Source organism: Acetobacterium sp. MES1 (assembly GCF_002237635.1).
In the GTDB taxonomy this organism is placed as follows: Bacteria; Bacillota; Clostridia; order Eubacteriales; family Eubacteriaceae; genus Acetobacterium; species Acetobacterium wieringae.
Window position 1 is genome coordinate 33,184 of the sequence record NZ_MJUY01000054.1, and the last position, 21,235, is coordinate 54,418.

Consider the following 21,235-nt stretch of genomic DNA (forward strand, 5'->3'; position numbering starts at 1 on the left):
AATGAGAATTGTATTATTAGGACCTCCGGGAGCTGGCAAAGGGACACAGGCAAAACGAATTTGTGAAACTTATGGTATCCCGCATATTTCTACCGGCGATCTCTTTCGAGAAAATATGAGCAAAGATACGCCGCTCGGAAAAAAAGCTAAAGAGTATATGGCACAAGGTCTTTTGGTTCCGGATGACTTAGTTGTTGATATGGTTGAAGATCGGTTGACACATGAAGATGTATTGGCGGCTGGCTATGGCTATTTGCTGGATGGATTTCCACGAACGGTTCATCAGGCGGAAGCTTTATGTCGAATCAATGCCAAGCGTGATTGCGAGTTGGATTTTGCAATTAATCTTGATGTGCCCTTTGATATTTTGATTGAACGGGTTTCAGGCCGTCGGATCTGTCCGACATGTCATGCAACCTATCATATCAAGTACAGCAAACCCAAGGTCGAAGGTGTCTGTGATTTAGACGGAACACCCTTATACCAACGGGAAGATGACAAAGTCGAAACCGTAAAGAAACGAATTGAAGTATATCAAGATCAGACAGAACCATTAATCGAGTTTTATGAAGACAAACAAAAGATCATTAATATTAATGGATTGCAACATATGAAGGACGTTTTTGATAATATCGAAAAAATCCTAAGTGGAGTTAATTAAAGATGATAACCATAAAATCCCAAAAGGAAATTGATCTAATGCGCCATGCCGGAAAGATTGTGGCAGGCGCCCACGCCTTAGTAGAAACAATGATCAAGCCTGGGGTAACAACACAAGAACTGGACCATGCAGTTGAAAAGTATATTCGTGATGCCGGAGCAGTTCCAACATTCAAAGGCTATGGTGGATTCCCAAACTCAATTTGTGCTTCAATTAATGAAGTGGTTGTCCATGGGATTCCTGAGAAACGACGTTTGCAGGATGGTGACATCATCAGTATTGACATCGGAGCTACATTTAAGGGTTACGTTGGTGATGCGGCGGTGACGCATGGCGTCGGGACGATTTCCGATGAAGCAAAAAAGCTGATTCGAGTCACCCGGGAGTCCTTTTATAAGGGCATTGCCTATGCCAGGGATGGCTATCGCTTGTCGGACATTTCGAATGCGATTCAAAAATATGTTGAGGACAACGGTTTTTCAGTTGTCCGGGACTATGTCGGTCATGGTGTTGGAAAACAAATGCACGAAGATCCACCAATTCCTAACTTTGGACCCAAAGGTCGAGGACCGCGGCTACGACAAGGAATGACATTAGCCATTGAACCAATGGTCAATGCCGGAACTTATGACGTTGTTACGTTAAAAGATGGATGGACGGTGGTAACCACTGACGGCAAGCTTTCTTCACATTACGAGCACACCGTTCTGATTACCGGAACCGGTGATCCCGAACTGCTGACAGTACTATAAGTTGGTGTTTGGATGAATGAATATAAAGTTGGACAGGTGGTTCGTTCAAAAGCTGGCCGGGATAAAGGTCAGTATATGGTGGTTATTGAAGTGGTGGACGAACAGTTCGCCATGTTATCAAATGGAAAGCTTCGAAAAGTGAGTAATCCAAAAAAAAAGAAGGTCAAACACTTGGCGAAGACGAATCACATAGCCACAGATATTCGTGATAAAATATTAAATGGAAAAAATGTAACTAACGCTGAGATTAGAAAAATACTCGAGTCCTATCACATGCCTGATGGTATTGGGGATGAGAATCGTGAGGAGGTTTGATCAATGGCCAAAAAAGATGTTATCGAGGTAGAAGGCTCAGTGATTGAGTCATTACCAAATACTATTTTCTTAGTAGAATTGGAAAATGGACATCAGATAACTGCGCATATTTCGGGAAAACTTCGTATGAATTACATCAGAATTTTACCCGGAGATAAAGTAGTTGTTGAATTATCCCCATATGATTTGACCCGCGGGCGTATCGTATGGCGTGGAAAAGGGAAATCATAAAGGAGGCATACAAATGAAAGTTAGACCATCAGTTAAACCGATTTGTGAAAAATGCAAAATTATTAAGAGAAATGGTCGTGTTATGGTAATTTGTGAAAATCCAAAACACAAACAAAAACAAGGTTAAACCGTCGAGTCCAGAAAAAAAGAACATGGCCGCGGCAATTTTAGTCATGTTCATGATATAAAACACCCTGGGTTTTAATTTCGTTACGTCACTAACTTGATTAATTTACCAGCATTTAGAAAATAATTAGGAGGTACACACCCTATGGCAAGAATTGCCGGAGTCGATTTACCCCGAGATAAGCGGGTAGAAATTGGATTAACTTATATTTACGGTATTGGACATTCAACATCGCTGGAAATCTTAAAAGCTTTAAATATTAATCCAGATACCAGAGTTAAAGATCTTACTGAAACTGAAGTAAATGATCTGCGAAATACGATAGACAAATACACCGTTGAAGGTGACCTTCGTAGAGAAGTCAACTTAAACATCAAACGACTGATCGAAATTGGATCTTATAGAGGATTACGTCATCGTCGAGGACTTCCTGTTAGAGGGCAAAAGACAAAAACGAATGCCAGAACTCGAAAAGGTCCGAAACGTCTCGTAAGCAAAAAGAAATAAGGAGGGCTAAAGAATGGCAGTTAAAAAAGCACGAAGAAAAGTTAAAAAAATTAAAAAGAATATCGAACGTGGCCAGGCCCATATTCAATCTTCTTTCAACAATACGATTGTTACCATTACTGATATCTCCGGAAATGCTCTTTCATGGGCAAGTTCTGGTGGATTAGGCTTTAAAGGATCGCGAAAAAGCACTCCTTTTGCATCTCAAATGGCTGCAGAGGAAGCGGCTAAAGCTGCTATGGAGCACGGTCTTAAAAGTGTTGAAGTTTTAGTCAAAGGCCCTGGTTCCGGACGTGAGGCTGCAATTCGGGCCTTACAGGCGGCGGGATTAGAAATTACCCTGATCCGTGATGTAACGCCTATTCCACATAACGGTTGTCGACCACCTAAGCGACGACGAGTATAACAGGAGGGCGAAAAAATGTCAAGAAATATAGAAGCATCATGCAGACAATGTAGACGTGAAGGTGCAAAACTGTACCTGAAGGGAGAACGTTGTTATTCTACAAATAAATGTGCGTTTGAAAGACGACCAACACCACCAGGCCAACACGGTAAAAGACGAACAAAATTATCAGAATATGGTCTTCAGTTACGAGAAAAACAAAAGGCAAAACGTATTTACGGTGTCCTTGAAAAACAATTCCGTGGCTATTTTGAAATTGCTGAAAAGCAAAAAGGGATCACCGGTCACAACTTATTGATCCACTTAGAATCACGTATGGATAATGTTGTTTATCGACTGGGTCTGGCAACCTCCCGTAAAGAGGCCCGTCAGTTGGTGGATCATGAACATTTCCTGGTTAACGGTAAAAAACTGAACATTCCTTCTTACATCATGAAAGAAGGCGATGTCATTGAAGTTCGACCAAAAAGCAAAAAATCACAAAAATTCAAAGATATTTTAGAAACGACTGAAAATCGAACCATGGCCTCATGGTTATCGAGAGATGTTGACACACTATCAGGAAAAGTCATTGGCAGACCGGCAGTAGAAGACTTAGATGTCGAAATTGCTGAACATCTTATTGTTGAATTGTATTCTAAATAGGCTACATGTTCGGGAACCAATTAACCCTCATGTTAATGTATGGATTATAAATAAGTAGGAGGGTCTGATAAATGATCGAATTCGAGAAACCAGTCATCGAAATTGTTGATAAAAAAGACGACGATACTTACGGGCGGTTTGTCATTGAACCTTTAGAACGGGGATATGGAACCACCCTTGGTAACAGTCTGAGACGAATAATGCTGTCATCCCTGCCGGGTGTGGCAGTCACATCAGTAAAAATAGAAGGCGTCTTGCACGAATTCTCTACCATTCCAGGAGTTAAAGAGGATGTTATTGAAATCCTTCTGAATCTCAAAGGTTTGGCAGCTGAAATTTATACCGATGAGCCCAAAGTTATTTACATTGAAGCTTCAGAAGAAGGTGAGATCACCGCTGGTGATATCATTGCTGACTCTGATGTCGATATCCTTAATCCGGAAATGCACATTGCTACCTTGTCCAAGGGGTCTACTCTGAACATGGAAATGCGCATTGAAAAGGGTCGAGGCTATGTGGCAGCAGATAAAAATAAATATCCGGGTATGCCGATTGGAACCATCCCGATGGATTCAATCTTCTCTCCGATTATCAAAGTTAATTTTCTAGTTGAAAACACCCGAGTCGGACAAATCACCGATTTTGATAAATTAACCATCGATATCTGGACCGATGGAACCACAACCCCGGAAGAAGCACTCTCTTTAGCTGCGAAGGTATTAAGTGAACATCTCAACCTGTTCATTAACTTGACCGAGCATGCCACCACGGTGGAAATCATGGTGGAAAAAGAAGAAAGTGAAAAAGAACGTATTCGCGAAATGTCCATCGAAGAATTGGAGCTTTCAGTAAGATCCAGTAATTGTCTGCGACGGGCGAATATCGATACAGTTGAAAAATTAACACAACGAAGCGAAGAGGACATGATTAAAGTCCGTAACCTCGGTCGTAAATCCCTGAATGAAATCAAGCACAAACTAGCAGAAATTGGATTGTCCTTGAGTCAAGAAGAAGAAAAGGCAAAGGAGTAACACTATGGCGGGATATCGAAAACTAGGCCGTCCCTCTGATCAAAGAAGAGCATTACTACGTAATCTTACCACTGCCCTTTTAGAACACGGTAAAATTGAAACAACCGTAACCAGAGCGAAGGAAGTAAAAAGAATTGCAGACAAAATGGTCACTTTAGGTAAAAGAGGCGACTTACATGCCAGAAGACAGGCAATTTCATATATCACTCAGGAAGCAGTGGTAAAACAATTGTTTGACGAAATTGCACCTAAATATACTGAAAGAAACGGTGGTTACACACGAATTTACCGTGTTGGACCACGTCGTGGCGACGGCGCCGAAATGGCGATAATTGAATTAGTATAATTTAAGAGGCATACAGGGGATTAAGATGTTATTGACGCTTAATCCCTTTCTTGTATTATAAAGTTAATTACACCCAAAGAAGGTGATTACACGTGATAATGGATAGTAAAAAAAGAATGATTGATGTGCAGGATGTGTATTTCAAATACCCTCATAATAACGAAAACGAATCCGTCGTAGCCTTGGATGGCGTCAGTTTACATATTGAAAAAGGTGAATTTGTCGGAATCATCGGACATAATGGTTCGGGGAAATCCACCCTTTCCAAATTACTGAATGCGATTATCTTTCCCACCCAGGGTGATGTAATGGTCAGTGGGCTCAATACCAAGGACCACGAAAGCTTATGGACAATTCGTCAGACTGCTGGAATGGTATTCCAAAACCCGGATAATCAGTTGGTTGCGACGATTGTTGAAGAAGATGTGGCTTTTGGTCCTGAAAATCTGGGGGTACCACCCCAAGAAATCAGAGAACGGGTGGATCGGGCTTTAGCAGTGGTCGAAATGCAGGCCTATGCCCATCAGAAACCCCATCAATTGTCGGGTGGTCAGAAACAGCGGATTGCGATCGCCGGGATTCTGGCGATGGAACCCGAGTGCATCATATTTGATGAACCCACAGCGATGCTGGATCCGTCGGGACGACGGGAAGTGATGGAAACCATCAAGCGCCTTAATCGCGATAAAGACATGACGGTTATTCATATCACCCATTTTATGGAAGAAATCGTCGATGCGGATCGGATCATCGTGCTGGATAAAGGTAAGGTGGTCATGGAAGGAAAACCCCGGACGATCTTTAAACAGGTAAAACGGCTCAAAGAAATCGGCCTGGATGTACCCCAAATGACGGAGTTGGCGTATGAACTGCGAAGTACCGGACTTGAAATTGCGGACGATGTATTAAGCATCGAGGAAATGGTGGATGCCTTATGTCAGTAGAAATAAAAAATCTTTCCCATACCTATTCAGAGGGTTCACCCTTTGAATTCAAAGCTCTCAAGGAGATCAATTTAACCATCGAAGACGGTAGTTTTATTGGCATCATCGGCCACACTGGTTCGGGTAAATCGACGCTGATTCAGCATCTCAATGGATTACTAACTCCTACTTCCGGAACTGTTCTAGTCGATGGAAAAGATATTTTCGAAACAAAAAAAGCCCAACTAATTCAGCTCAGACACCAGATTGGCCTGGTCTTCCAATATCCGGAACACCAACTGTTTGAGGAAACCGTCCAAAAAGATGTCGCTTTTGGCCCCAGAAATCAGGGACTCACTGAGGACGAAATTGATCAGCGGGTCAGACAATCAATTAAGATGGTTGGTCTTGATTTTGATGCAATCAAAGATAAGTCGCCCTTTGAATTATCCGGGGGACAGATGAGGCGGGTCGCGATAGCTGGTGTTCTTGCGATGGAACCTTCAGTACTGATTCTCGATGAACCAACCGCTGGCCTTGATCCCCGAGGACGGGAAGAAATATTGGCTCAAATCAAATCATTGCATAGTCAAAAACAGATAACCGTTATTCTGGTGTCCCATAGTATGGAAGATATTGGAAAAATGGTCGATAAAATTCTGGTTATGAATGAAGGGGAAGTTGTTTTTTACGATACACCCAATCGTGTGTTTACGGAAATATCTACCCTGGAGAGCATTGGCCTGGCGGTACCAGAGGTAACCTATCTGATGCGGCGACTCAAAGAAAAGTATCCAGAAATTAGAGAAGATATTTTTACGGTGGAAGCAGCCAAAAAAGAAATTCTCAAAGTTGTAAGAGGATAATAAAATGTTAAAAGATGTTACAATTGGCCAGTATTATCCAACCGGGTCGGTGATCCACAAATTAGATCCGCGAACGAAGATACTGTTTACCACAGCATTTGTTGTGATGTTGTTTTTTTTGAATAACCTGTGGGGGTATCTTGCCACATTTGTCATACTGGCAACCATCACCCTGTTATCTAAAATCCCCGTGGGGTATATTATCCGGGGAATTAAAGGATTAGTCCTGATTATTATGCTGACGGTGGTTCTGAACCTGTTTATGACGCCGGGAACGGTCGTGGCAACGTTGGGGCCACTGACAGTTACATTGGAAGGATTAAAAGTGGCAACCTATATGGCGCTGCGCTTGATTTTCTTGGTGGTTGGTACCAGTATTATGACACTAACGACCTCACCGATTGATTTAACTGACGGGATGGAGTGGTGTATGCGATATATTCCCTTCGTCCGACGATATGCGCATGAGTTAGCGATGATGATGTCGATCGCGCTGCGCTTTATCCCAACATTGATGGAAGAAACCGAGCGAATCATGAAAGCCCAAAAAGCCCGGGGGGCAAATTTTGAAACTGGAAATATTATTTCCCGGGCTAAGAATTTGATCCCAATTTTAATTCCCTTGTTTATATCTGCATTTCGAAGAGCGGATGAGCTGGCTACAGCCATGGAAGCACGCTGCTACCGGGGGGGCGAAAACCGAACCCGGATGAAGCAATTGGCTTTTGAATTCCGGGATGGTGCCAGCCTGGTATTGATGTTTGTAATGATCGTGGGGCTTTATCTGACCACCTGGATTCAAATACCGCTATTATTTCCGGTCTAAGAATTAATATCGAGTAATGAAAAATATCCAATTAATCATCTCTTATTGTGGTACCAGGTATTGTGGTTGGCAGATACAACCCAATGGCGTGACCATCCAGGAAGTAATTATCAATGCAATCCGGGAGTTGACGGGCGAAACGGTCAATCTGATTGGATCTGGTCGAACCGATGCGGGCGTTCATGCTTTGGGGCAAAGTGCCAATTTTCTTACCCGATCAACAATTCCGGCAGAGGCATTTTATCGGGCGTTGAACACCAGATTGCCGTCAGATATTCGCATTGTCGGCAGTCGAGAGCGAGCGCTTGACTTTCATAGCCGTTATCATGCCAAGGGGAAGAGTTATATCTATAAGATTTATGAGAGTCCGGTTGACAGTCCCTTTTACTCGGATCTGGCGTTTCATGTCAGCCGTACCCTGGACTGGCAGGAAATGAAGGAGGCCGCATCCTATTTTATCGGTGAGCATGATTTTTCCGCCTTTATGGCAAGTGGCAGTTCGATCAAAACAACGATCCGCACCATTGAAGAAATTTCATTTGATAAAAAGGGTGACCTTTATGAAATGACATTTCGGGGTAATGGCTTTCTCTACAATATGGTCCGGATTATGGTCGGAACCCTTTACGAAGTCGGCTATCAGCGGCGGAAACCCGAGGACATCGCTACAATCATTAAAAGTCTGGAGCGCAGTCAGGCTGGGATAACGGCTCCCGCTCAGGGGCTTTACTTAAAGGAAGTATACTATTAAAAATAAAAAGACTCGACGACATAAATTACTTGACACACCCGGAAAGATGCTATAGAATTAACGATGGACGTTAATGTATCACTAGCCCGGATACAATAAAAAACGATTTTTGATAACTCCCACTTATCAGAAAGCCAATAGATAAAAAAAGAAATTATTAACTGAGGAGGACTTTTGAGATGAATGCGAACGCCACAAAAATGGCCAAATCTCATGAAATAGACCGTAAATGGTATGTGATTGATGCAGAGGGTAAGGTATTAGGACGACTGGCGACAGAAGTTGCAAATATTTTACGAGGAAAAAACAAACCGATCTTTTCACCACATATGGATTGTGGAGATTTTGTAATTATTATTAATGCCGATAAAGTTGTGTTAACCGGTAATAAACTGGATCAGAAATTATATAAAACATATTCTGGATATTGCGGTGGGTTAAAAGAAATGACCTACCGAAAATTCTTAGCTGAAAAACCAGAACTTTTGGTTTTCAAAGCAGTAAAGGGAATGATCCCACATAACAAATTGGGTGATAAAATTGCGACTAAACTTAAAGTTTATGCTGGCAATGAACATCCACATGCTGCACAATTGCCTGAAGTTTACGAATTTTAATGCTGAGAAGGAGGAAATAGAGAATGGCTAAAGTACAATATTTTGGAACTGGACGAAGAAAAACCTCGGTTGCCCGAGTTCGATTATTACCAGGGAGTGGAAAATTCACCATTAACGGACGTGATATTGATGAATTTTTCGGAATGGAAACCTTAAAGGTTATCGCTAGACAACCATTAACATTAACCGATACACTAAACACCTTTGACGTGATTGTCAATGTTCACGGTGGCGGTTTTACCGGACAGGCTGGTGCAATCCGCCATGGGATTGCCCGTGCTCTGCTTGAAGCAGACATCAACCTGCGACCAGCACTGAAACGTGCCGGTTACTTAACTCGAGACTCTCGTATGGTTGAACGAAAAAAATACGGTCTCAAAAAAGCGCGTCGTGCACCACAGTTTTCAAAACGTTAATATCAGACTTATTACAAGTCCTGCGACATTCAATGTTGCAGGACTTTTCAGTGTAACACTAGTTAATTAAGAAAGCAGGAATTTATGAATAACAAACAACCCATTATTAACATTGCAGTCATCGCCCATGTCGATGCCGGAAAATCTACCCTGGTAGATGCCCTTTTAGGACAAAGCAATGTTTTTAGAGAAAATCAGGAGGTCGTGGACTGCGTAATGGACAGTAATGACCTTGAACGCGAACGCGGAATCACCATTTACTCAAAAAACTGCTCCATTATGTATAAAGACATCAAAATCAATATTGTCGATACCCCCGGCCATGCCGACTTTTCTTCAGAGGTTGAACGAATCCTGAAAACTGTTGATACAGTTGTTTTGCTGGTCGACTCCAGTGAAGGTCCGATGCCGCAAACCCGTTTTGTTCTGAATAAGTCGCTGGAGAAGGGGCTTAATCCAATTCTTTTCATTAATAAAATCGATAAAAAAGATCAACGGGCGGAAGAAGTCGTTGATATGGTTTTCGATTTGTTTGTGGAACTCAAAGCCAATGACAAACAGTTGGATTTCCCGGTACTTTATGGGATTGCCAAAGAAGGAATCGCCATTCGTGATATGGATGACGAAGGGGTGAACCTGGAGCCGCTTTTTGAGACCATTGTGGAGCATGTCGGCCTTCAGGATGATCTGAGCCTGGAACCACTACAGATGCAGGTTTCTTCCCTGGCATATGATGATTACATTGGCCGCTTGGGGATTGGTAAGATCTATTCTGGCACGATTCATGCAGGCGAGCAAATTGAAATATGCAAAACCGATGGATCCTTTAAAAAAGAGAAAATCAACCAGGTCTTTGTGTATCGCGGTTTATCCCGGGTCGAGGTCAAAGAAGCCAAGGCTGGCGATATTGTGGTTGTTTCAGGAATACCTGATATCTCTATTGGGGAAACCATCGGTGAAATCAACCAGGTACAACCGATGGAACTGATTGAAATTGAACAGCCAACTTTATCAATGAACTTCCTGGTCAATAAGTCGCCGTTTGCTGGTGACTCTGGAAAATTTGTAACGACCCGACACATTCGGGCTCGATTGGAAAAAGAACTGGAAGTTAATGTGGGTCTACTCGTTGAAGAACTGGAAGATACCACCGATGGTTTCAAGGTTTCCGGACGGGGCGAGCTTCATTTATCGATTCTTTTGGAAAACATGCGTCGTGAAGGTTACGAAGTGGCTGTATCCAAACCCGAAGTAATTATGCACCGGGATGAAAATGGTAAGTTGCTGGAGCCGGTTGAATTGGTCATTATTTCAGTACCGGAAAAATATTCGGGTGCCGTTATTTCAAAGCTAAATATCCGTAAAGGTCGGATGGAGAGTATGTATACCGATGAAGCCTGGACAAGAATGGAATTCTTTGTGCCGACTCGGGGCTTGTTGGGCTATCAGAGTGAGTTTATCAATGATACCCATGGAGAAGGAACCATGGTTCGGCGTTTTGCTGCCTTTGAAGATCACAAAGGGGATATTCCGCAGCGTCTTAATGGGGTACTGATTTCTCAGTTCAGTGGCGAAACCATGGCCTACTCGCTGTTTAACCTCAGCGATCGGGGTGAGATGCTGGTTGGTCCTGGAACCAAGGTTTACGAAGGGATGATCATCGGGATCAATAACCGAAGTGATGACATGACGGTTAATCCGACAAAGAACAAAAAGATGACCAATGTCCGATCGTCTGGTACTGATGAGGCGTTAAAACTGATTGAGCCTCGCATCATGACACTGGAGCAGGCACTGGAATTTATCAATGATGATGAATTAGTGGAACTGACCCCCACCGATATCCGGATTCGTAAGAAAATTCTCGGGGAGCTGGAACGAAAACGTAGCGCCCGCTAAAAATTTTGGAACGCCGGACTGGCGTTCCTTTTTAAATGACAGAGAAAAATGAAATATCAGCACCGGTGCATGAAATAACGATTGACCGTTAAACTTTCAGTGTGATATTATATATAAGGTATAAGGTTTTACCGAACAAATAACCAAACGGATAATGGCTTTACAGCTGTTGTCTGAACTTAAGCGGAGGTAATACGATTTGATTAATATTGATAAACAAGAAGCTGAAGATGGTAAAATCATGGCAGTTTTTGCCTATATTATCTTTCTCATTCCATTGTTTGCCGCCGGAGACAATCAATTTGCCCGCTATCATACCAATCAGGGTTTGGTGTTATTTCTGGCATGGCTGGTTTTCACCGTAGTCGGAATCATTATCGGTGTTGTTCCCGTCATTGGTTGGATTCTTTCAACCATCCTTTTTAGTGCCGTGCCCCTGGCGTTTGTTGGTTTTGCCATTTATGGAATCATCAATGTGATTCAGCTGGAGGCCAAACCGTTGCCATTAATTGGCGGAATTACCCTGATTAAGTCCTATTAAGTCGTTCTTCATACATCATAATAAATTTGTAAAAAGCATTGCTTTACCAGGCGATGCTTTTTACTTTCAAAATAGTAGTAGCAAAACGTATTAGAAAATAACCCGAATATAAAGGCGGTGAATCTGTGGAAAACAACAATGAGCGTAATAATGAAAATCACGATATGAGCGATAAAAATTTTCGGAATTATTTCTTTCTGATTACTTTTGGAATCTGCTTACTGGTAGCCTTGCTGAACATCAGATATCTGGTCAGCTATTTAGGGCTATTTATGAATATCATCACACCAGTGCTGATTGCGCTGGGTATTGCGTTTGTCTTAAACATCCCAATGACCTTTATCGAAGGACATTTTCTTGGTTTTATGAATCGCATAAAAAATAAAAAGAATCGTGATCTGAATAAGGGCAAACGAATGATTGCAATAACCCTGACATTCTTATTTGTGATTGGTATTCTGGCCGGTTTGATTACCTTTGTTATTCCCCAGGTGAGCGAAAGCATCGATACATTAATGGTCAAATTACCAGGGTATGTGGATTCATTTAATACGCTGGTAGATGATGCGCTGGCATTCTTTAATTTACCGGATACACTGTGGAATGACATTGCTATTGAATGGGATTCTTTGATGGAACAGTTTGGTAGCCTTTTGCTTAATTCCGTACCGGAAATATTCAATGCGACGAAAAACTTCACGGTTGGTTTTTTTAATGCGATTATGGGAATCGTCATTTCCATTTATCTGCTGGCTGATAAAGAAAACTTGTTGGCCGTCAAAGATAAACTGATTTATGCTTATATCCGAAAAGACCGGGCTGATTTTATCCAGGACGTCAGCATTACCGCTAATCAAGTGTTTCACGGATTTATTGCCGGGCAAATAACGGAAGCCTTTATTCTGGGAACCCTCTGTACCGTTGGATTAGCTATTTTGCAGATCCCGTATGCGTTACTGATTGGAGTATTGGTTGGCATGACTAGCGTGATCCCAGTGTTTGGCGCTTTTTTGGGAGCCGTACCCAGTGGCTTTATTCTATTGGTAGTCAACCCGATCTATTGTCTGATCTTTGTGATTTATATTATTGCCCTACAACAGGTGGAAAGCAATGTGATCTATCCCCGGGTTGTGGGAGGCTCCATTGGTTTATCCGGTTTATGGGTACTGGTTGGAATGATTATCGGTGGCAGTCTGTTTGGTTTCCTGGGAATTATTTTGGGGATTCCTTCATTTGCGGTATTTTATGCGGTATTTAGAAAAATTACCAATGAGCGGATCGAAAAAATGAAGCTTCAAGAGTCTGACTAAATCAAATGATGAATTAACAAGCGTCCGGAAGTGGATCCAGTTGGGTCAGTCACTTCGTGGACGCTTTTTCAGTTATTTTTTTGTAGTTCGTGTCTTTTCCAGTTGTTGTTTGGCTTTGGAAGCGATCTGGGTTAAAGTGACCGTGAAATTCTGAAAACCGGCATAAAAAGGATGCCGCATATCCAGGTTGCGAATCTCGCCATGCTGATCCAGTAGACGATTGGGAGGATGATTGTTGTGGGGGAGTTTGGATTCATTACCGACCACAATCCTTTTTCCAGCGATGCTGTTAAGCAGGATATTAACCACATCCCAGGCCGATTCATAGGCAATGATTTTATCCTGATTGGCGATAATTTCGGTGGCATATTTACGGATGAATTCAGCCGAAAAACCCTGACTGTTAAAGGTCACACAGCGACTAATCTTTCTGCCTGCAACAACGGTAATATACTGACCATTGTTGCCGCCTTTGGAATGGCCGGTTAAGGTATAATGTTCCATATCAAAGGCCGCATCAACAGCACGATAGAATTCCAGGGCTTTTAGTTGTTGTGGGGTATCGGTCACAAAGCCGCCTTGAATATTGTCAATCCAGCCGATGCCGGTGGTGCCCCGAAAAGCGATGATGCCGGAGTGTGGAATAACATCAGAAAAACAATAAGCGACGAGTCCGTTTTCGGGCTGGTTTGTGTAGGCGAGTACCTTCAGGGCAGTGAGGTGCGGATTAGCCATCATCAGATGAAGGGATTGATCCCATTCAGCGGCCGACATGGCGCAATCGCCCTGAAGATTATTGACATTTTGCAAGAGTGCCGCAACCATTTCGCCCACCGAATAATCAGGTAATCGGGATGGTTCAACCGGTAGGTTCAGGGCAGCCAGTTGGCTGATCAAATTCAGTTCACTATGATACAACATGCTCTTACCTCCTTTGGTAAGAAATTAAAACTGCTATGCAAAACTAGTTTGCATCAATTTTTGTATGTTTGGCTTTGTTTTTCTCCATAAAGGCTTTATAGATTTCCAATGACGTTTGATGGTTTAGATGGGACATCTTGGGAAAAGCATTCATAATTCGGCGATGTGAATACCGATTGATGACTTTGTTTTCGCTGATGCGATTGGTTAGCGAGACGATCAGATGGTGGGCTGAATCCTTGGCTTCGGTCAAGGTTCCGTCTTTGAGATCCCGAACTTTGGCAGTCACTTCGTGAGCGGTGGTGATCCCTTTCTCTTTTAAATGATCTTTAAGTTCAGTGGTCGCTTCGTAAACACTGCCCAGTTTTTTGTTGAAGGAAACGGTTTCCCGGGTCGATTCCACCAGATCACTGACAAAGAAGACGGCTGCAATGGTGGCAATAACCTGAATCCAGAAAGCGGAGAAACTGTTAACTAGATCATTGACAATGGGATGAACCACGTACATTAAAATCACACACAACAGACCAAAAAGAAATGAATTGAGCAGACAGACGCGTCCATTGATGTTGAATTTATGGTCGGAGTAGTCCCACCATTTGGCATGAAAGAGTTTTTCCATTCCCCAACTGGTGACATATTCCAATGTACTGGTGAGAATAATGCCAATGAAAAAAACCAGAATCGGATCACTGACATAGGGCATCAGAAACATGATGATAATCAGTGCGCCAACTCCATAAATCGGACAATAGGGACCATTTAGAAAGCCCCGGTTAATAAATTTTTTTTCCGGGATGGAGCAGTACACGACTTCACACATCCAACCGATGATGGCATAAAGAAAAAAATAAACAAATAGCAGACTCAGATTATAATACATAAATGATTCCTCTCAAATTTTAGCTTTGAATCATTTTAACACATCAGTATGCGGTCATAAAGAAAAATCGTGAATAAAACGCCTTTTGACTCCTGTACTGCAAATATTTATCCAAGATGGGTGGATATGTTTTTGTTTTTTTAAAATGGATCGTTTATAATGGTTGATATACCCCAAATAATGACAAAGCAACCAAAAATCAATCAAACAGGGAGCATAAATGAAAAACAATAAAATTGAGATAACAAGAAGTGAACAACTCATCGACATTACCCCAGCGATTCGGGAATTTGTTGACCAGTCCCGATTAAACGATGGCTTTGTACAGATTCAAGTTCCCGAGCGAACCGCAGCAGTGATGATTTCCATTAATGATGACTGGCGGCTTGAACGGGAATTTTTTGATAAGTTGAACCATCTGATGCCTAAGTATGATGGCATGAAGTTTACCGGTTGGACAACCGCCTGTGTTAAGGCTACGATTTTTGGACCGTCGCTGCAGGTGATGGTTAACAGCGGAACGTTGATGCTGGATAAAAATCAGAGTATTTATTTTGTTGAATTCCAGGGGCCCGGTGAACGTCAGTATTTTATCAGCAGTTTTGGCACAACCCTGGCAGAACATGAGGAAGCGTCAATGCCGGAAGAACTGGCTTTAATTTTTGAGAAGCGTCAAGCTTATGAAGCAGAACAGCAACAGATTGCTGAAGAAATGCGCAACGAATGGCGTCTACGGGAAGCGAATCGGTTGAAACAGGAAGCCGAAAGCAGAGAAACAGTCGTCGCAGAAAACGATACCGATGGCGATTGATAAAAACACTTACCACAATGAGCAAGAATCGAGAAAGGCAGTAACAATGAGCTGGGAATTAACAGGATCGGATCAAATGATCAAAATGATGGAACTCGCAGACTTTAAAAGTACGGAAATGCTTGTTCCAGTTGAAATGATTGGTTTTTTTGGCAATGTCGGAGACCGATTGGCAATTATTTATCAGAATCGGGAATACCCGGCATACCTGGAAGCTGAAGGCGGAAATACCATACTGAAATGGAGTAAGGTACTGATTCGCAAACTGGGTGAAACCTTTCCGGACTACGAGTCCTGGTTTCAGGGCGAGCAGCCGGATGTTTTTATACCAAGAATGGAACTGACAAAAAGCAACGATGCGTTTAGTCTGCGTTTAATAACTGGCGATGCGGTGACAGCTTCTGATGCGGTCAAAGCGAGTGATGCGACCCAAAAGACCATCCCGGCAGGAGTAGGACTTCGGGAGTTGCTGTTAAAATGGATAGCCGGTTACCCCAACTATTATCCCCGGGATTTTCGTTTTTCCTTTAAGGATATCATCAACGAAGAAATTCCCAAGGTGATTGAAAGCCTTGAAGCGATCCAATCTGGCCATTATCAGGTTCGGGGCTTTGCCGGGGACACCCAGTGGGCGGAAATTCCCTGGGTTAAAGTGGTTGAAAAAAAAGATCAGCGGCTGAATCATGAGGATCTGTATCTGGCGTATATACTGGCGAAGGACAGTGGCAAACTCTATCTGGCGATTGTCTATGGTAAAGAAGGTTTGGGAATCCGAAGTCTTTCGGAGCAAGCCGCCAAATACCGGGAAAAGATTGAGACGGAAAATTTTAAAACCAGTCATCAGGAGGTTTTATTGGCCAGTGCCAGCCTGGTATCCGGGATTGTCTGTTATCGGGAATATAGCGAAACGGATATGCCTGAAGATGGGGTACTGGCAACAGAATTTGAAGCGTTCAGAAAAATGTATGAACAGTGTTTGATTAAGGATCGGGATGCGGATAAAACCTTAGTCAGTAATGAAACGATTGAAAAAATCAGCACCGAAACAGATTGTGGAGAAACCATTGAAACAGTGAGCGCCAGTCCGATAATGGAAGTAGAAGCGGATCCGAAAACGTTGGTGGAAGCGGCGAAGACAGTGGCAGAACCGCAACTAACCAAAACTGCCGCAGTGGTTGCAAAAGACCTGGATGCGAATCGTTCGGATGAAGTGATCGATAGCGACGACAGCTTGCTTTGTTACGCAGAGGATAACAGAGAACCACAGCCTGTCTTTCCTTCGCCCCCCCCGGACAAAGCAATGGAGACGGAAACGGTGGCGCCCTGCGAAAGCCGAAATCCAGCTGAAACCCCTTTTGATCAGGAAGCAGAGAGCGCCCAAAATGGTCAAATAATCAGCGGCAAAACCCAGAAAATTTGTGAGAAAGCCGAATTGGAGGCGGATCACGCGATCGCTTCGGATGCCAATAAAGCTACTCCAGTTGAAATGTTGACCCGGCCATTGGTCCGTTATCCGGCCCAAAATGATGAGCTCACTCCGGCGCTCCGGTTGGTTCAGGCAAAAATGGGAAATAGAGGCTATTACTATCCGGCTGAATTAATTAAGCGTTACTATCTGTCGATTAAGTCAAAACCCTTTGTGATGATTAAAGGCCGGGTGGGTAGTGGCAAAACAAGCTTTCCCCGACTTTTTGCCGAGGCAATTGGCGCTACTTCAGAAAACAGTCGCTTTAAACGGCTATTGGTGGGGAAGAATTGGGATGATGATACGCACCTTTTTGGTCGTCTGGACAGCCGTGGTCACTTTATTCCTGGTCCGATTATGCTGATGTTAAAGGCCGCCAAAGAATACCCGGACAAACCCCATTTTTTTCTGCTTGATGAAATGGATCGGTCGCCGACAGCAGAGTATCTACGGCTGCTGTTGGAAGGGATCAATGGCAGCCAGGAGCCTTTTTTAAAACGGGAAGATTTTGGTTCTGATATTACGGCGTACCGGGAATACGGCAGTTTGAATTTTCCAGATAATCTTTATTTTATCGCCACCATCAATGAAGGCTTGGGTTATTTTCCGGTCCCAGACCGGGTTATTGACAGCGGCAATGTGATTGAGATGCCAGTCGTTGAAATTGGGGTTTTCCCGGATTATGGCAGTCCTGTCGGTGACAGCGACTGGGAGAACAGCGCTTTTAAAATCCATAGCCAGGCCAAGGGCTTGCCGGAAATTCTGGAGCGACTGATGAATTTACTAAAAGATCTCCAAACGCTGTTAATTGGGCATGATTGCCCGATGGGATATCGCGGCAAAAATGAAATCCTGGCTTTTGGAATTAACAGTGGAGCCGAGGGCTTGTTCACAGAAGAGGAGATCATTGACTTGGCCATTGTCCAACGGATTCTACCAGCACTGGCGCTTGATCCTAAAGCTGATCATGTCGTCTATCAGGAATTAGCCTGCTTTTTACTGGACGACGGGCTACGGGAAAAATGCCTGAATCTACCACTCGATCGTTTTATTGGCCACTATGAAGTGCTACTTAAAGACCAAGTCATTCCCTGCCCCAGAAGTGGTCAGGCGGTGGTAAAGTTACTAAAAACCAAATAGGGTCAACAAAAAAAGCCAATTAACAAAGTCTTTGTCCGGCATTTCTGTGGTCAGTATGGTCTGACTGGGGGACAAAAGATTAGTTAATTGGCTTGACTTATGAGCGGAAGGATAGTTAGCCAGCTTCCTGCTCAGCTACCTTATCTTCTAAGAAACTGATCAGTTCTTTGATCAGTTCCTGACGACGGAGGATGCCGATAAAAATACCCTGGTCATCGACTAGGGGAATAAAGTTCTGTTTGACTGCCAGCTCCACCAGATGTTCGTAGCTTTCATTGATTCGGGCCACTTCCAGATTAATTTTAAAATCAATATCTTTGATTTCAAAAGACTCCAAATCAATTTCGGGATGGGTGAGACTCAGTGACAGTACCCGGAGCAGATCACCCTCACTGATGGTTCCGACATACTGTCCTTTCTTGTTAATAACCGGTAAGGCGGTGTAATTGGTAATGACAAACATATTATAAGCTTGATTAAATGAATCAGTGTTGGTTAAAAAGACGGTTTCGCTTTTGGGCAATAAATAAAACAGATGGTTTTTCATGAAAATGATCTCCTTATTCTTAAAAAAGATGGGAAGGTTTCAATTTAAAATTTATTTTAACATGTGTTTCACAAGTCTCCCTTAAAAAAATTCTTAATGATGATTGTAAAAATATGAAAAAAAACAAATTCTCTTTCACGAAATGGCCTTATTAGTGTATAATTAATAGCAACGAATGAACGAGGGAACTAAAATGGAAGAGTTTTTGTTATATATTCAATCGAGAATCACCGTAGCCAGTATCATTGAGATCGTCATTATTTCCTTTATTGTCTATCGGCTATTGATGTGGATTCGGGGCACTCAGGCTGAACAGGTTTTTAAAGGCTTGATCGTGTTGCTTTTTTTGGCGCCCATCAGTGAATGGTTGGGTTTCACCACTCTGAATCTGATTATCACCAGCGTTTTTACCTGGGCGTTTATTTTTATTGTCGTGGTATTTCAGCCGGAATTCCGTTCAGCTCTCGAACAACTGGGGAATTATCGAATTTTTAAAGAGATGATGAAAAAGCCCTCAATGGATTTTCTGGAAGACGATGTGGATAAAATCATCAAAGCCGTGGGAAAACTGGCCTGCGAGCGAACTGGAGCTCTAATTGTACTGGAGAAAGATACCGGGCTTAATAATATTGTTAAAACGGGCACGGAGCTGGATTCAGACATCAGCAGTGAATTACTGGAAAATATTTTCACCCCCAATCGACCCCTTCATGACGGAGCGGTGATTATTAAGCTTTGGTCCAGACAAATCCGAGCGGCTGGTTGCTTGCTGCCACTTTCGGACAATCGTGATTTAAGCAGAGAATTGGGAACCCGCCATCGGGCGGGGTTGGGAATGACTGAAAAATCCGATGCCCTGGTCATCATTGTATCGGAAGAAACCGGTCAAGTTTCCTATGCCTCAAAGGGTACCTTGTTTCAGGACATCATGATTGAGGTGCTCAAACAAATTATCATGGAAAACTATACCGTAAATGAGGATGGTAACACCGACAGCGGGTGGATTGGCAAACTTTGGGGGCGATTAGATGGCAGCAAATAAAAAGAAAATTTCGTTTCGTGAACGACTGATTCGAATGCTTGCATCCGTTGGTATTGCGATTACGCTTTGGTTTATGGTCAATGGGAATGCGGATATGCTGATTACCCAGGATTTTAACAGTATCCCGATAACCTTGACCAATGTTGAATCGTTGTCCGAAAAAAATCTGGTTCTGGCCGATGATAAAACCTATTATCTGAATATGCAGGTCAAGGGGACGGACAAGAATCTAAGAAATGTTAACATGAAAGAAATAACCGCCGAAGTTGATCTTGGGGATATCGATGAGAAGGGAACCTACGATCTGGATGTAGAGGTTAAGGGACTGGCCAACTCGGTGATAATCACCAGTATGAATCCTTCCAGCCTTCAGATTGATGTGGATAATATTATCAAAGAAGATATGGATGTGGATATTGGTCTGGAAGGGAAACCCGCCGATGATCTGGCGGTGATCTCGGCCGAGTCTCAGGAAACCGTGGAAGTAAAAGGTCCACAGGAGTCCATCGCCCGGATTGATAAAATTACGGCAACGGCCAATGTCAATGGGTTAAAAGAGGATACCACGCAAAATCTGGAAGTAACTGCTTATGATACTGCCGGAAATCCGATTACCGATTTGGAGATCCTACCCAATGTGGTGGAAGCGGAAATCATCCTTGGCAAAACAAAATCAATTGGGATTGTTCCATCCACAACCGGAGACCCAGCCAGCGGATATATTGTCACGGGTGTTCAGGTTGAGCCCTCCAAGGTGCTAATTGGAGCCAAGGAAGGTCTGCTCAATACCATTGAGACGATTCCGATGGATGCCATTGATGTATCAGGACAGTCCAAAACATTTACCAAAGATGTTAATCTGTCGCTGCCGTCAGGATTTTATTTCCTCGATGGTAGCGGAAAAGTCAAGGCGACAGTGTCCATTGAAACGCCGGTGGAGAAAAGCTTTACCATCGATAAAGTGAGTACTAAAAATCTGGGAACTGGTCTGGTTACGTCTAAGATCAAGGATTCTCGAGTGGTGGTTAAATTAGAAGGTGCCAGCAGCATTTTAAACAGTTTAAATGCAGCTCAGATTGAAGCCTTTGTTGATTGTGCCAACTTGGGTCCAGGGGAATATGAATTGCCGATTCAGACGAATTTATCCCAGTCTTTGGTCAAATCGATTACGCCAGCAAAGACAACAGTAATAATTGAATAAAAAAATTTGGTAAACAATAATTTTTACATAAAATTTAATACAAAATCTTGCATTT

The 21,235-nt window shown here is 42.8% G+C and carries 26 protein-coding genes; 23 read left to right on the top strand and 3 right to left on the bottom strand.

Going from position 1 to position 21,235, the window contains the following annotated elements; all coding sequences use genetic code 11:
* Position 1: 1 nt before the first annotated feature.
* The 19 genes from BI182_RS14750 (at position 2) to BI182_RS14840 (ending at position 13,170) form a co-directional block, all read left to right on the top strand.
* Complete coding sequence (locus tag BI182_RS14750; RefSeq protein ID WP_070369947.1) at positions 2–661, top strand: adenylate kinase; 660 nt, start codon at positions 2–4, stop codon at positions 659–661.
* 2 nt (positions 662–663) lie between these two features.
* Positions 664–1,413, top strand: coding sequence for a type I methionyl aminopeptidase (map, locus tag BI182_RS14755; protein ID WP_070369948.1), 750 nt, complete (start codon positions 664–666; stop codon positions 1,411–1,413).
* 12 nt (positions 1,414–1,425) lie between these two features.
* On the top strand, positions 1,426–1,728 hold the full coding sequence (locus BI182_RS14760) for a KOW domain-containing RNA-binding protein (RefSeq protein ID WP_070369949.1): 303 nt from the start codon (positions 1,426–1,428) through the stop codon (positions 1,726–1,728).
* 3 nt (positions 1,729–1,731) lie between these two features.
* Complete coding sequence (gene infA / locus BI182_RS14765) at positions 1,732–1,959, top strand: translation initiation factor IF-1 (protein ID WP_070369950.1); 228 nt, start codon at positions 1,732–1,734, stop codon at positions 1,957–1,959.
* Positions 1,960–1,972: 13 nt separating this feature from the next.
* Positions 1,973–2,086: a 50S ribosomal protein L36 gene (gene rpmJ, locus BI182_RS14770; RefSeq protein ID WP_013382261.1), complete on the top strand. Its 114-nt coding sequence runs from the start codon at positions 1,973–1,975 to the stop codon at positions 2,084–2,086.
* A gap of 144 nt (positions 2,087–2,230) precedes the next feature.
* Complete coding sequence (gene rpsM / locus BI182_RS14775) at positions 2,231–2,593, top strand: 30S ribosomal protein S13 (protein WP_070369951.1); 363 nt, start codon at positions 2,231–2,233, stop codon at positions 2,591–2,593.
* A gap of 13 nt (positions 2,594–2,606) precedes the next feature.
* Positions 2,607–2,999: a 30S ribosomal protein S11 gene (rpsK, locus tag BI182_RS14780; protein WP_070369952.1), complete on the top strand. Its 393-nt coding sequence runs from the start codon at positions 2,607–2,609 to the stop codon at positions 2,997–2,999.
* 15 nt (positions 3,000–3,014) lie between these two features.
* The gene (rpsD, locus tag BI182_RS14785) at positions 3,015–3,644 is read left to right on the top strand and encodes a 30S ribosomal protein S4 (RefSeq protein ID WP_070369953.1); all 630 of its coding nucleotides are present in this window, start codon (positions 3,015–3,017) and stop codon (positions 3,642–3,644) included.
* Positions 3,645–3,715: 71 nt separating this feature from the next.
* Positions 3,716–4,675 (top strand): DNA-directed RNA polymerase subunit alpha, encoded by a 960-nt coding sequence (locus BI182_RS14790; RefSeq protein WP_070369954.1) that lies wholly within the window; start codon positions 3,716–3,718, stop codon positions 4,673–4,675.
* A 4-nt stretch (positions 4,676–4,679) separates the two neighbouring features.
* Positions 4,680–5,021: a 50S ribosomal protein L17 gene (gene rplQ / locus BI182_RS14795; RefSeq protein ID WP_026393609.1), complete on the top strand. Its 342-nt coding sequence runs from the start codon at positions 4,680–4,682 to the stop codon at positions 5,019–5,021.
* 98 nt (positions 5,022–5,119) lie between these two features.
* The gene (locus tag BI182_RS14800) at positions 5,120–5,965 is read left to right on the top strand and encodes an energy-coupling factor transporter ATPase (RefSeq protein WP_286809055.1); all 846 of its coding nucleotides are present in this window, start codon (positions 5,120–5,122) and stop codon (positions 5,963–5,965) included.
* Positions 5,956–6,810 (top strand): energy-coupling factor transporter ATPase, encoded by an 855-nt coding sequence (locus BI182_RS14805; protein ID WP_286809056.1) that lies wholly within the window; start codon positions 5,956–5,958, stop codon positions 6,808–6,810. The genes BI182_RS14800 and BI182_RS14805 overlap by 10 nt, the downstream gene beginning before the upstream one ends.
* 4 nt (positions 6,811–6,814) lie before the next feature.
* Positions 6,815–7,636 carry an energy-coupling factor transporter transmembrane component T family protein gene (locus BI182_RS14810; protein ID WP_070369957.1) on the top strand — a complete coding sequence of 274 codons (822 nt, stop codon included), beginning with the start codon at positions 6,815–6,817 and terminating at the stop codon, positions 7,634–7,636.
* Between the two features lie 16 nt (positions 7,637–7,652).
* Complete coding sequence (gene truA, locus BI182_RS14815) at positions 7,653–8,387, top strand: tRNA pseudouridine(38-40) synthase TruA (protein ID WP_070369958.1); 735 nt, start codon at positions 7,653–7,655, stop codon at positions 8,385–8,387.
* A 179-nt stretch (positions 8,388–8,566) separates the two neighbouring features.
* Complete coding sequence (gene rplM, locus BI182_RS14820; protein WP_070369959.1) at positions 8,567–9,004, top strand: 50S ribosomal protein L13; 438 nt, start codon at positions 8,567–8,569, stop codon at positions 9,002–9,004.
* 23 nt (positions 9,005–9,027) lie between these two features.
* Positions 9,028–9,420, top strand: a complete 393-nt coding sequence (gene rpsI / locus BI182_RS14825; protein ID WP_070369960.1) for a 30S ribosomal protein S9 — start codon at positions 9,028–9,030, stop codon at positions 9,418–9,420.
* Between the two features lie 84 nt (positions 9,421–9,504).
* Positions 9,505–11,319, top strand: a complete 1,815-nt coding sequence (typA, locus tag BI182_RS14830) for a translational GTPase TypA (protein WP_070369961.1) — start codon at positions 9,505–9,507, stop codon at positions 11,317–11,319.
* A gap of 199 nt (positions 11,320–11,518) precedes the next feature.
* On the top strand, positions 11,519–11,860 hold the full coding sequence (locus BI182_RS14835; protein ID WP_070369962.1) for a hypothetical protein: 342 nt from the start codon (positions 11,519–11,521) through the stop codon (positions 11,858–11,860).
* 125 nt (positions 11,861–11,985) lie between these two features.
* Positions 11,986–13,170 (top strand): AI-2E family transporter, encoded by a 1,185-nt coding sequence (locus BI182_RS14840; protein ID WP_286809064.1) that lies wholly within the window; start codon positions 11,986–11,988, stop codon positions 13,168–13,170.
* A 72-nt stretch (positions 13,171–13,242) separates the two neighbouring features.
* On the opposite strand, the gene BI182_RS14845 is transcribed toward BI182_RS14840, so the two are convergent.
* A complete protein-coding gene (locus BI182_RS14845) occupies positions 13,243–14,091 on the bottom strand; it encodes a Tle-like phospholipase domain-containing protein (protein WP_070369963.1) in 849 nt (282 codons plus the stop codon).
* A 43-nt stretch (positions 14,092–14,134) separates the two neighbouring features.
* Positions 14,135–14,974 carry a putative ABC transporter permease gene (locus BI182_RS14850; protein WP_070369964.1) on the bottom strand — a complete coding sequence of 280 codons (840 nt, stop codon included), beginning with the start codon at positions 14,972–14,974 and terminating at the stop codon, positions 14,135–14,137.
* Between the two features lie 220 nt (positions 14,975–15,194).
* On the opposite strand from BI182_RS14850, the gene BI182_RS14855 reads away from it, so the two are divergent.
* The gene (locus BI182_RS14855) at positions 15,195–15,785 is read left to right on the top strand and encodes a secondary thiamine-phosphate synthase enzyme YjbQ (protein ID WP_070369965.1); all 591 of its coding nucleotides are present in this window, start codon (positions 15,195–15,197) and stop codon (positions 15,783–15,785) included.
* Positions 15,786–15,831: 46 nt separating this feature from the next.
* Positions 15,832–18,390 (top strand): MrcB family domain-containing protein, encoded by a 2,559-nt coding sequence (locus BI182_RS14860; protein ID WP_286809067.1) that lies wholly within the window; start codon positions 15,832–15,834, stop codon positions 18,388–18,390.
* A gap of 115 nt (positions 18,391–18,505) precedes the next feature.
* On the opposite strand, the gene BI182_RS14865 is transcribed toward BI182_RS14860, so the two are convergent.
* Positions 18,506–18,937, bottom strand: coding sequence for a CBS domain-containing protein (locus tag BI182_RS14865; protein WP_070369967.1), 432 nt, complete (start codon positions 18,935–18,937; stop codon positions 18,506–18,508).
* 193 nt (positions 18,938–19,130) lie between these two features.
* Between BI182_RS14865 and cdaA the strand changes: the two genes are divergently transcribed.
* Both cdaA and BI182_RS14875 read left to right on the top strand, forming a co-directional pair.
* A complete protein-coding gene (gene cdaA, locus BI182_RS14870) occupies positions 19,131–19,979 on the top strand; it encodes a diadenylate cyclase CdaA (RefSeq protein WP_286809068.1) in 849 nt (282 codons plus the stop codon).
* A complete protein-coding gene (locus BI182_RS14875) occupies positions 19,966–21,180 on the top strand; it encodes a CdaR family protein (protein ID WP_228881354.1) in 1,215 nt (404 codons plus the stop codon). Before cdaA ends, BI182_RS14875 begins: the two co-directional genes overlap by 14 nt.
* Positions 21,181–21,235 lie beyond the last annotated feature (55 nt).

What these genes read in the sequence shown, in the direction of transcription:
- rplM (WP_070369959.1), top strand. Translation starts at nt 8,567, where the DNA reads ATGAATGCGAACGCCACAAAAATGGCCAAATCTCATGAAATAGACCGT.
- BI182_RS14760 (WP_070369949.1), top strand. Translation starts at nt 1,426, where the DNA reads ATGAATGAATATAAAGTTGGACAGGTGGTTCGTTCAAAAGCTGGCCGG.
- rpsM (WP_070369951.1), top strand. Translation starts at nt 2,231, where the DNA reads ATGGCAAGAATTGCCGGAGTCGATTTACCCCGAGATAAGCGGGTAGAA.
- BI182_RS14850 (WP_070369964.1), bottom strand. Translation starts at nt 14,974, where the DNA reads ATGTATTATAATCTGAGTCTGCTATTTGTTTATTTTTTTCTTTATGCC.
- rpsI (WP_070369960.1), top strand. Translation starts at nt 9,028, where the DNA reads ATGGCTAAAGTACAATATTTTGGAACTGGACGAAGAAAAACCTCGGTT.
- BI182_RS14865 (WP_070369967.1), bottom strand. Translation starts at nt 18,937, where the DNA reads ATGAAAAACCATCTGTTTTATTTATTGCCCAAAAGCGAAACCGTCTTT.
- BI182_RS14855 (WP_070369965.1), top strand. Translation starts at nt 15,195, where the DNA reads ATGAAAAACAATAAAATTGAGATAACAAGAAGTGAACAACTCATCGAC.
- rpsD (WP_070369953.1), top strand. Translation starts at nt 3,015, where the DNA reads ATGTCAAGAAATATAGAAGCATCATGCAGACAATGTAGACGTGAAGGT.
- cdaA (WP_286809068.1), top strand. Translation starts at nt 19,131, where the DNA reads ATGGAAGAGTTTTTGTTATATATTCAATCGAGAATCACCGTAGCCAGT.
- BI182_RS14790 (WP_070369954.1), top strand. Translation starts at nt 3,716, where the DNA reads ATGATCGAATTCGAGAAACCAGTCATCGAAATTGTTGATAAAAAAGAC.
- BI182_RS14810 (WP_070369957.1), top strand. Translation starts at nt 6,815, where the DNA reads ATGTTAAAAGATGTTACAATTGGCCAGTATTATCCAACCGGGTCGGTG.
- rpmJ (WP_013382261.1), top strand. Translation starts at nt 1,973, where the DNA reads ATGAAAGTTAGACCATCAGTTAAACCGATTTGTGAAAAATGCAAAATT.
- BI182_RS14800 (WP_286809055.1), top strand. Translation starts at nt 5,120, where the DNA reads ATGGATAGTAAAAAAAGAATGATTGATGTGCAGGATGTGTATTTCAAA.
- BI182_RS14805 (WP_286809056.1), top strand. Translation starts at nt 5,956, where the DNA reads ATGTCAGTAGAAATAAAAAATCTTTCCCATACCTATTCAGAGGGTTCA.
- typA (WP_070369961.1), top strand. Translation starts at nt 9,505, where the DNA reads ATGAATAACAAACAACCCATTATTAACATTGCAGTCATCGCCCATGTC.
- infA (WP_070369950.1), top strand. Translation starts at nt 1,732, where the DNA reads ATGGCCAAAAAAGATGTTATCGAGGTAGAAGGCTCAGTGATTGAGTCA.
- truA (WP_070369958.1), top strand. Translation starts at nt 7,653, where the DNA reads ATGAAAAATATCCAATTAATCATCTCTTATTGTGGTACCAGGTATTGT.
- rpsK (WP_070369952.1), top strand. Translation starts at nt 2,607, where the DNA reads ATGGCAGTTAAAAAAGCACGAAGAAAAGTTAAAAAAATTAAAAAGAAT.
- map (WP_070369948.1), top strand. Translation starts at nt 664, where the DNA reads ATGATAACCATAAAATCCCAAAAGGAAATTGATCTAATGCGCCATGCC.
- BI182_RS14875 (WP_228881354.1), top strand. Translation starts at nt 19,966, where the DNA reads ATGGCAGCAAATAAAAAGAAAATTTCGTTTCGTGAACGACTGATTCGA.
- BI182_RS14845 (WP_070369963.1), bottom strand. Translation starts at nt 14,091, where the DNA reads ATGTTGTATCATAGTGAACTGAATTTGATCAGCCAACTGGCTGCCCTG.
- BI182_RS14750 (WP_070369947.1), top strand. Translation starts at nt 2, where the DNA reads ATGAGAATTGTATTATTAGGACCTCCGGGAGCTGGCAAAGGGACACAG.
- BI182_RS14860 (WP_286809067.1), top strand. Translation starts at nt 15,832, where the DNA reads ATGAGCTGGGAATTAACAGGATCGGATCAAATGATCAAAATGATGGAA.
- rplQ (WP_026393609.1), top strand. Translation starts at nt 4,680, where the DNA reads ATGGCGGGATATCGAAAACTAGGCCGTCCCTCTGATCAAAGAAGAGCA.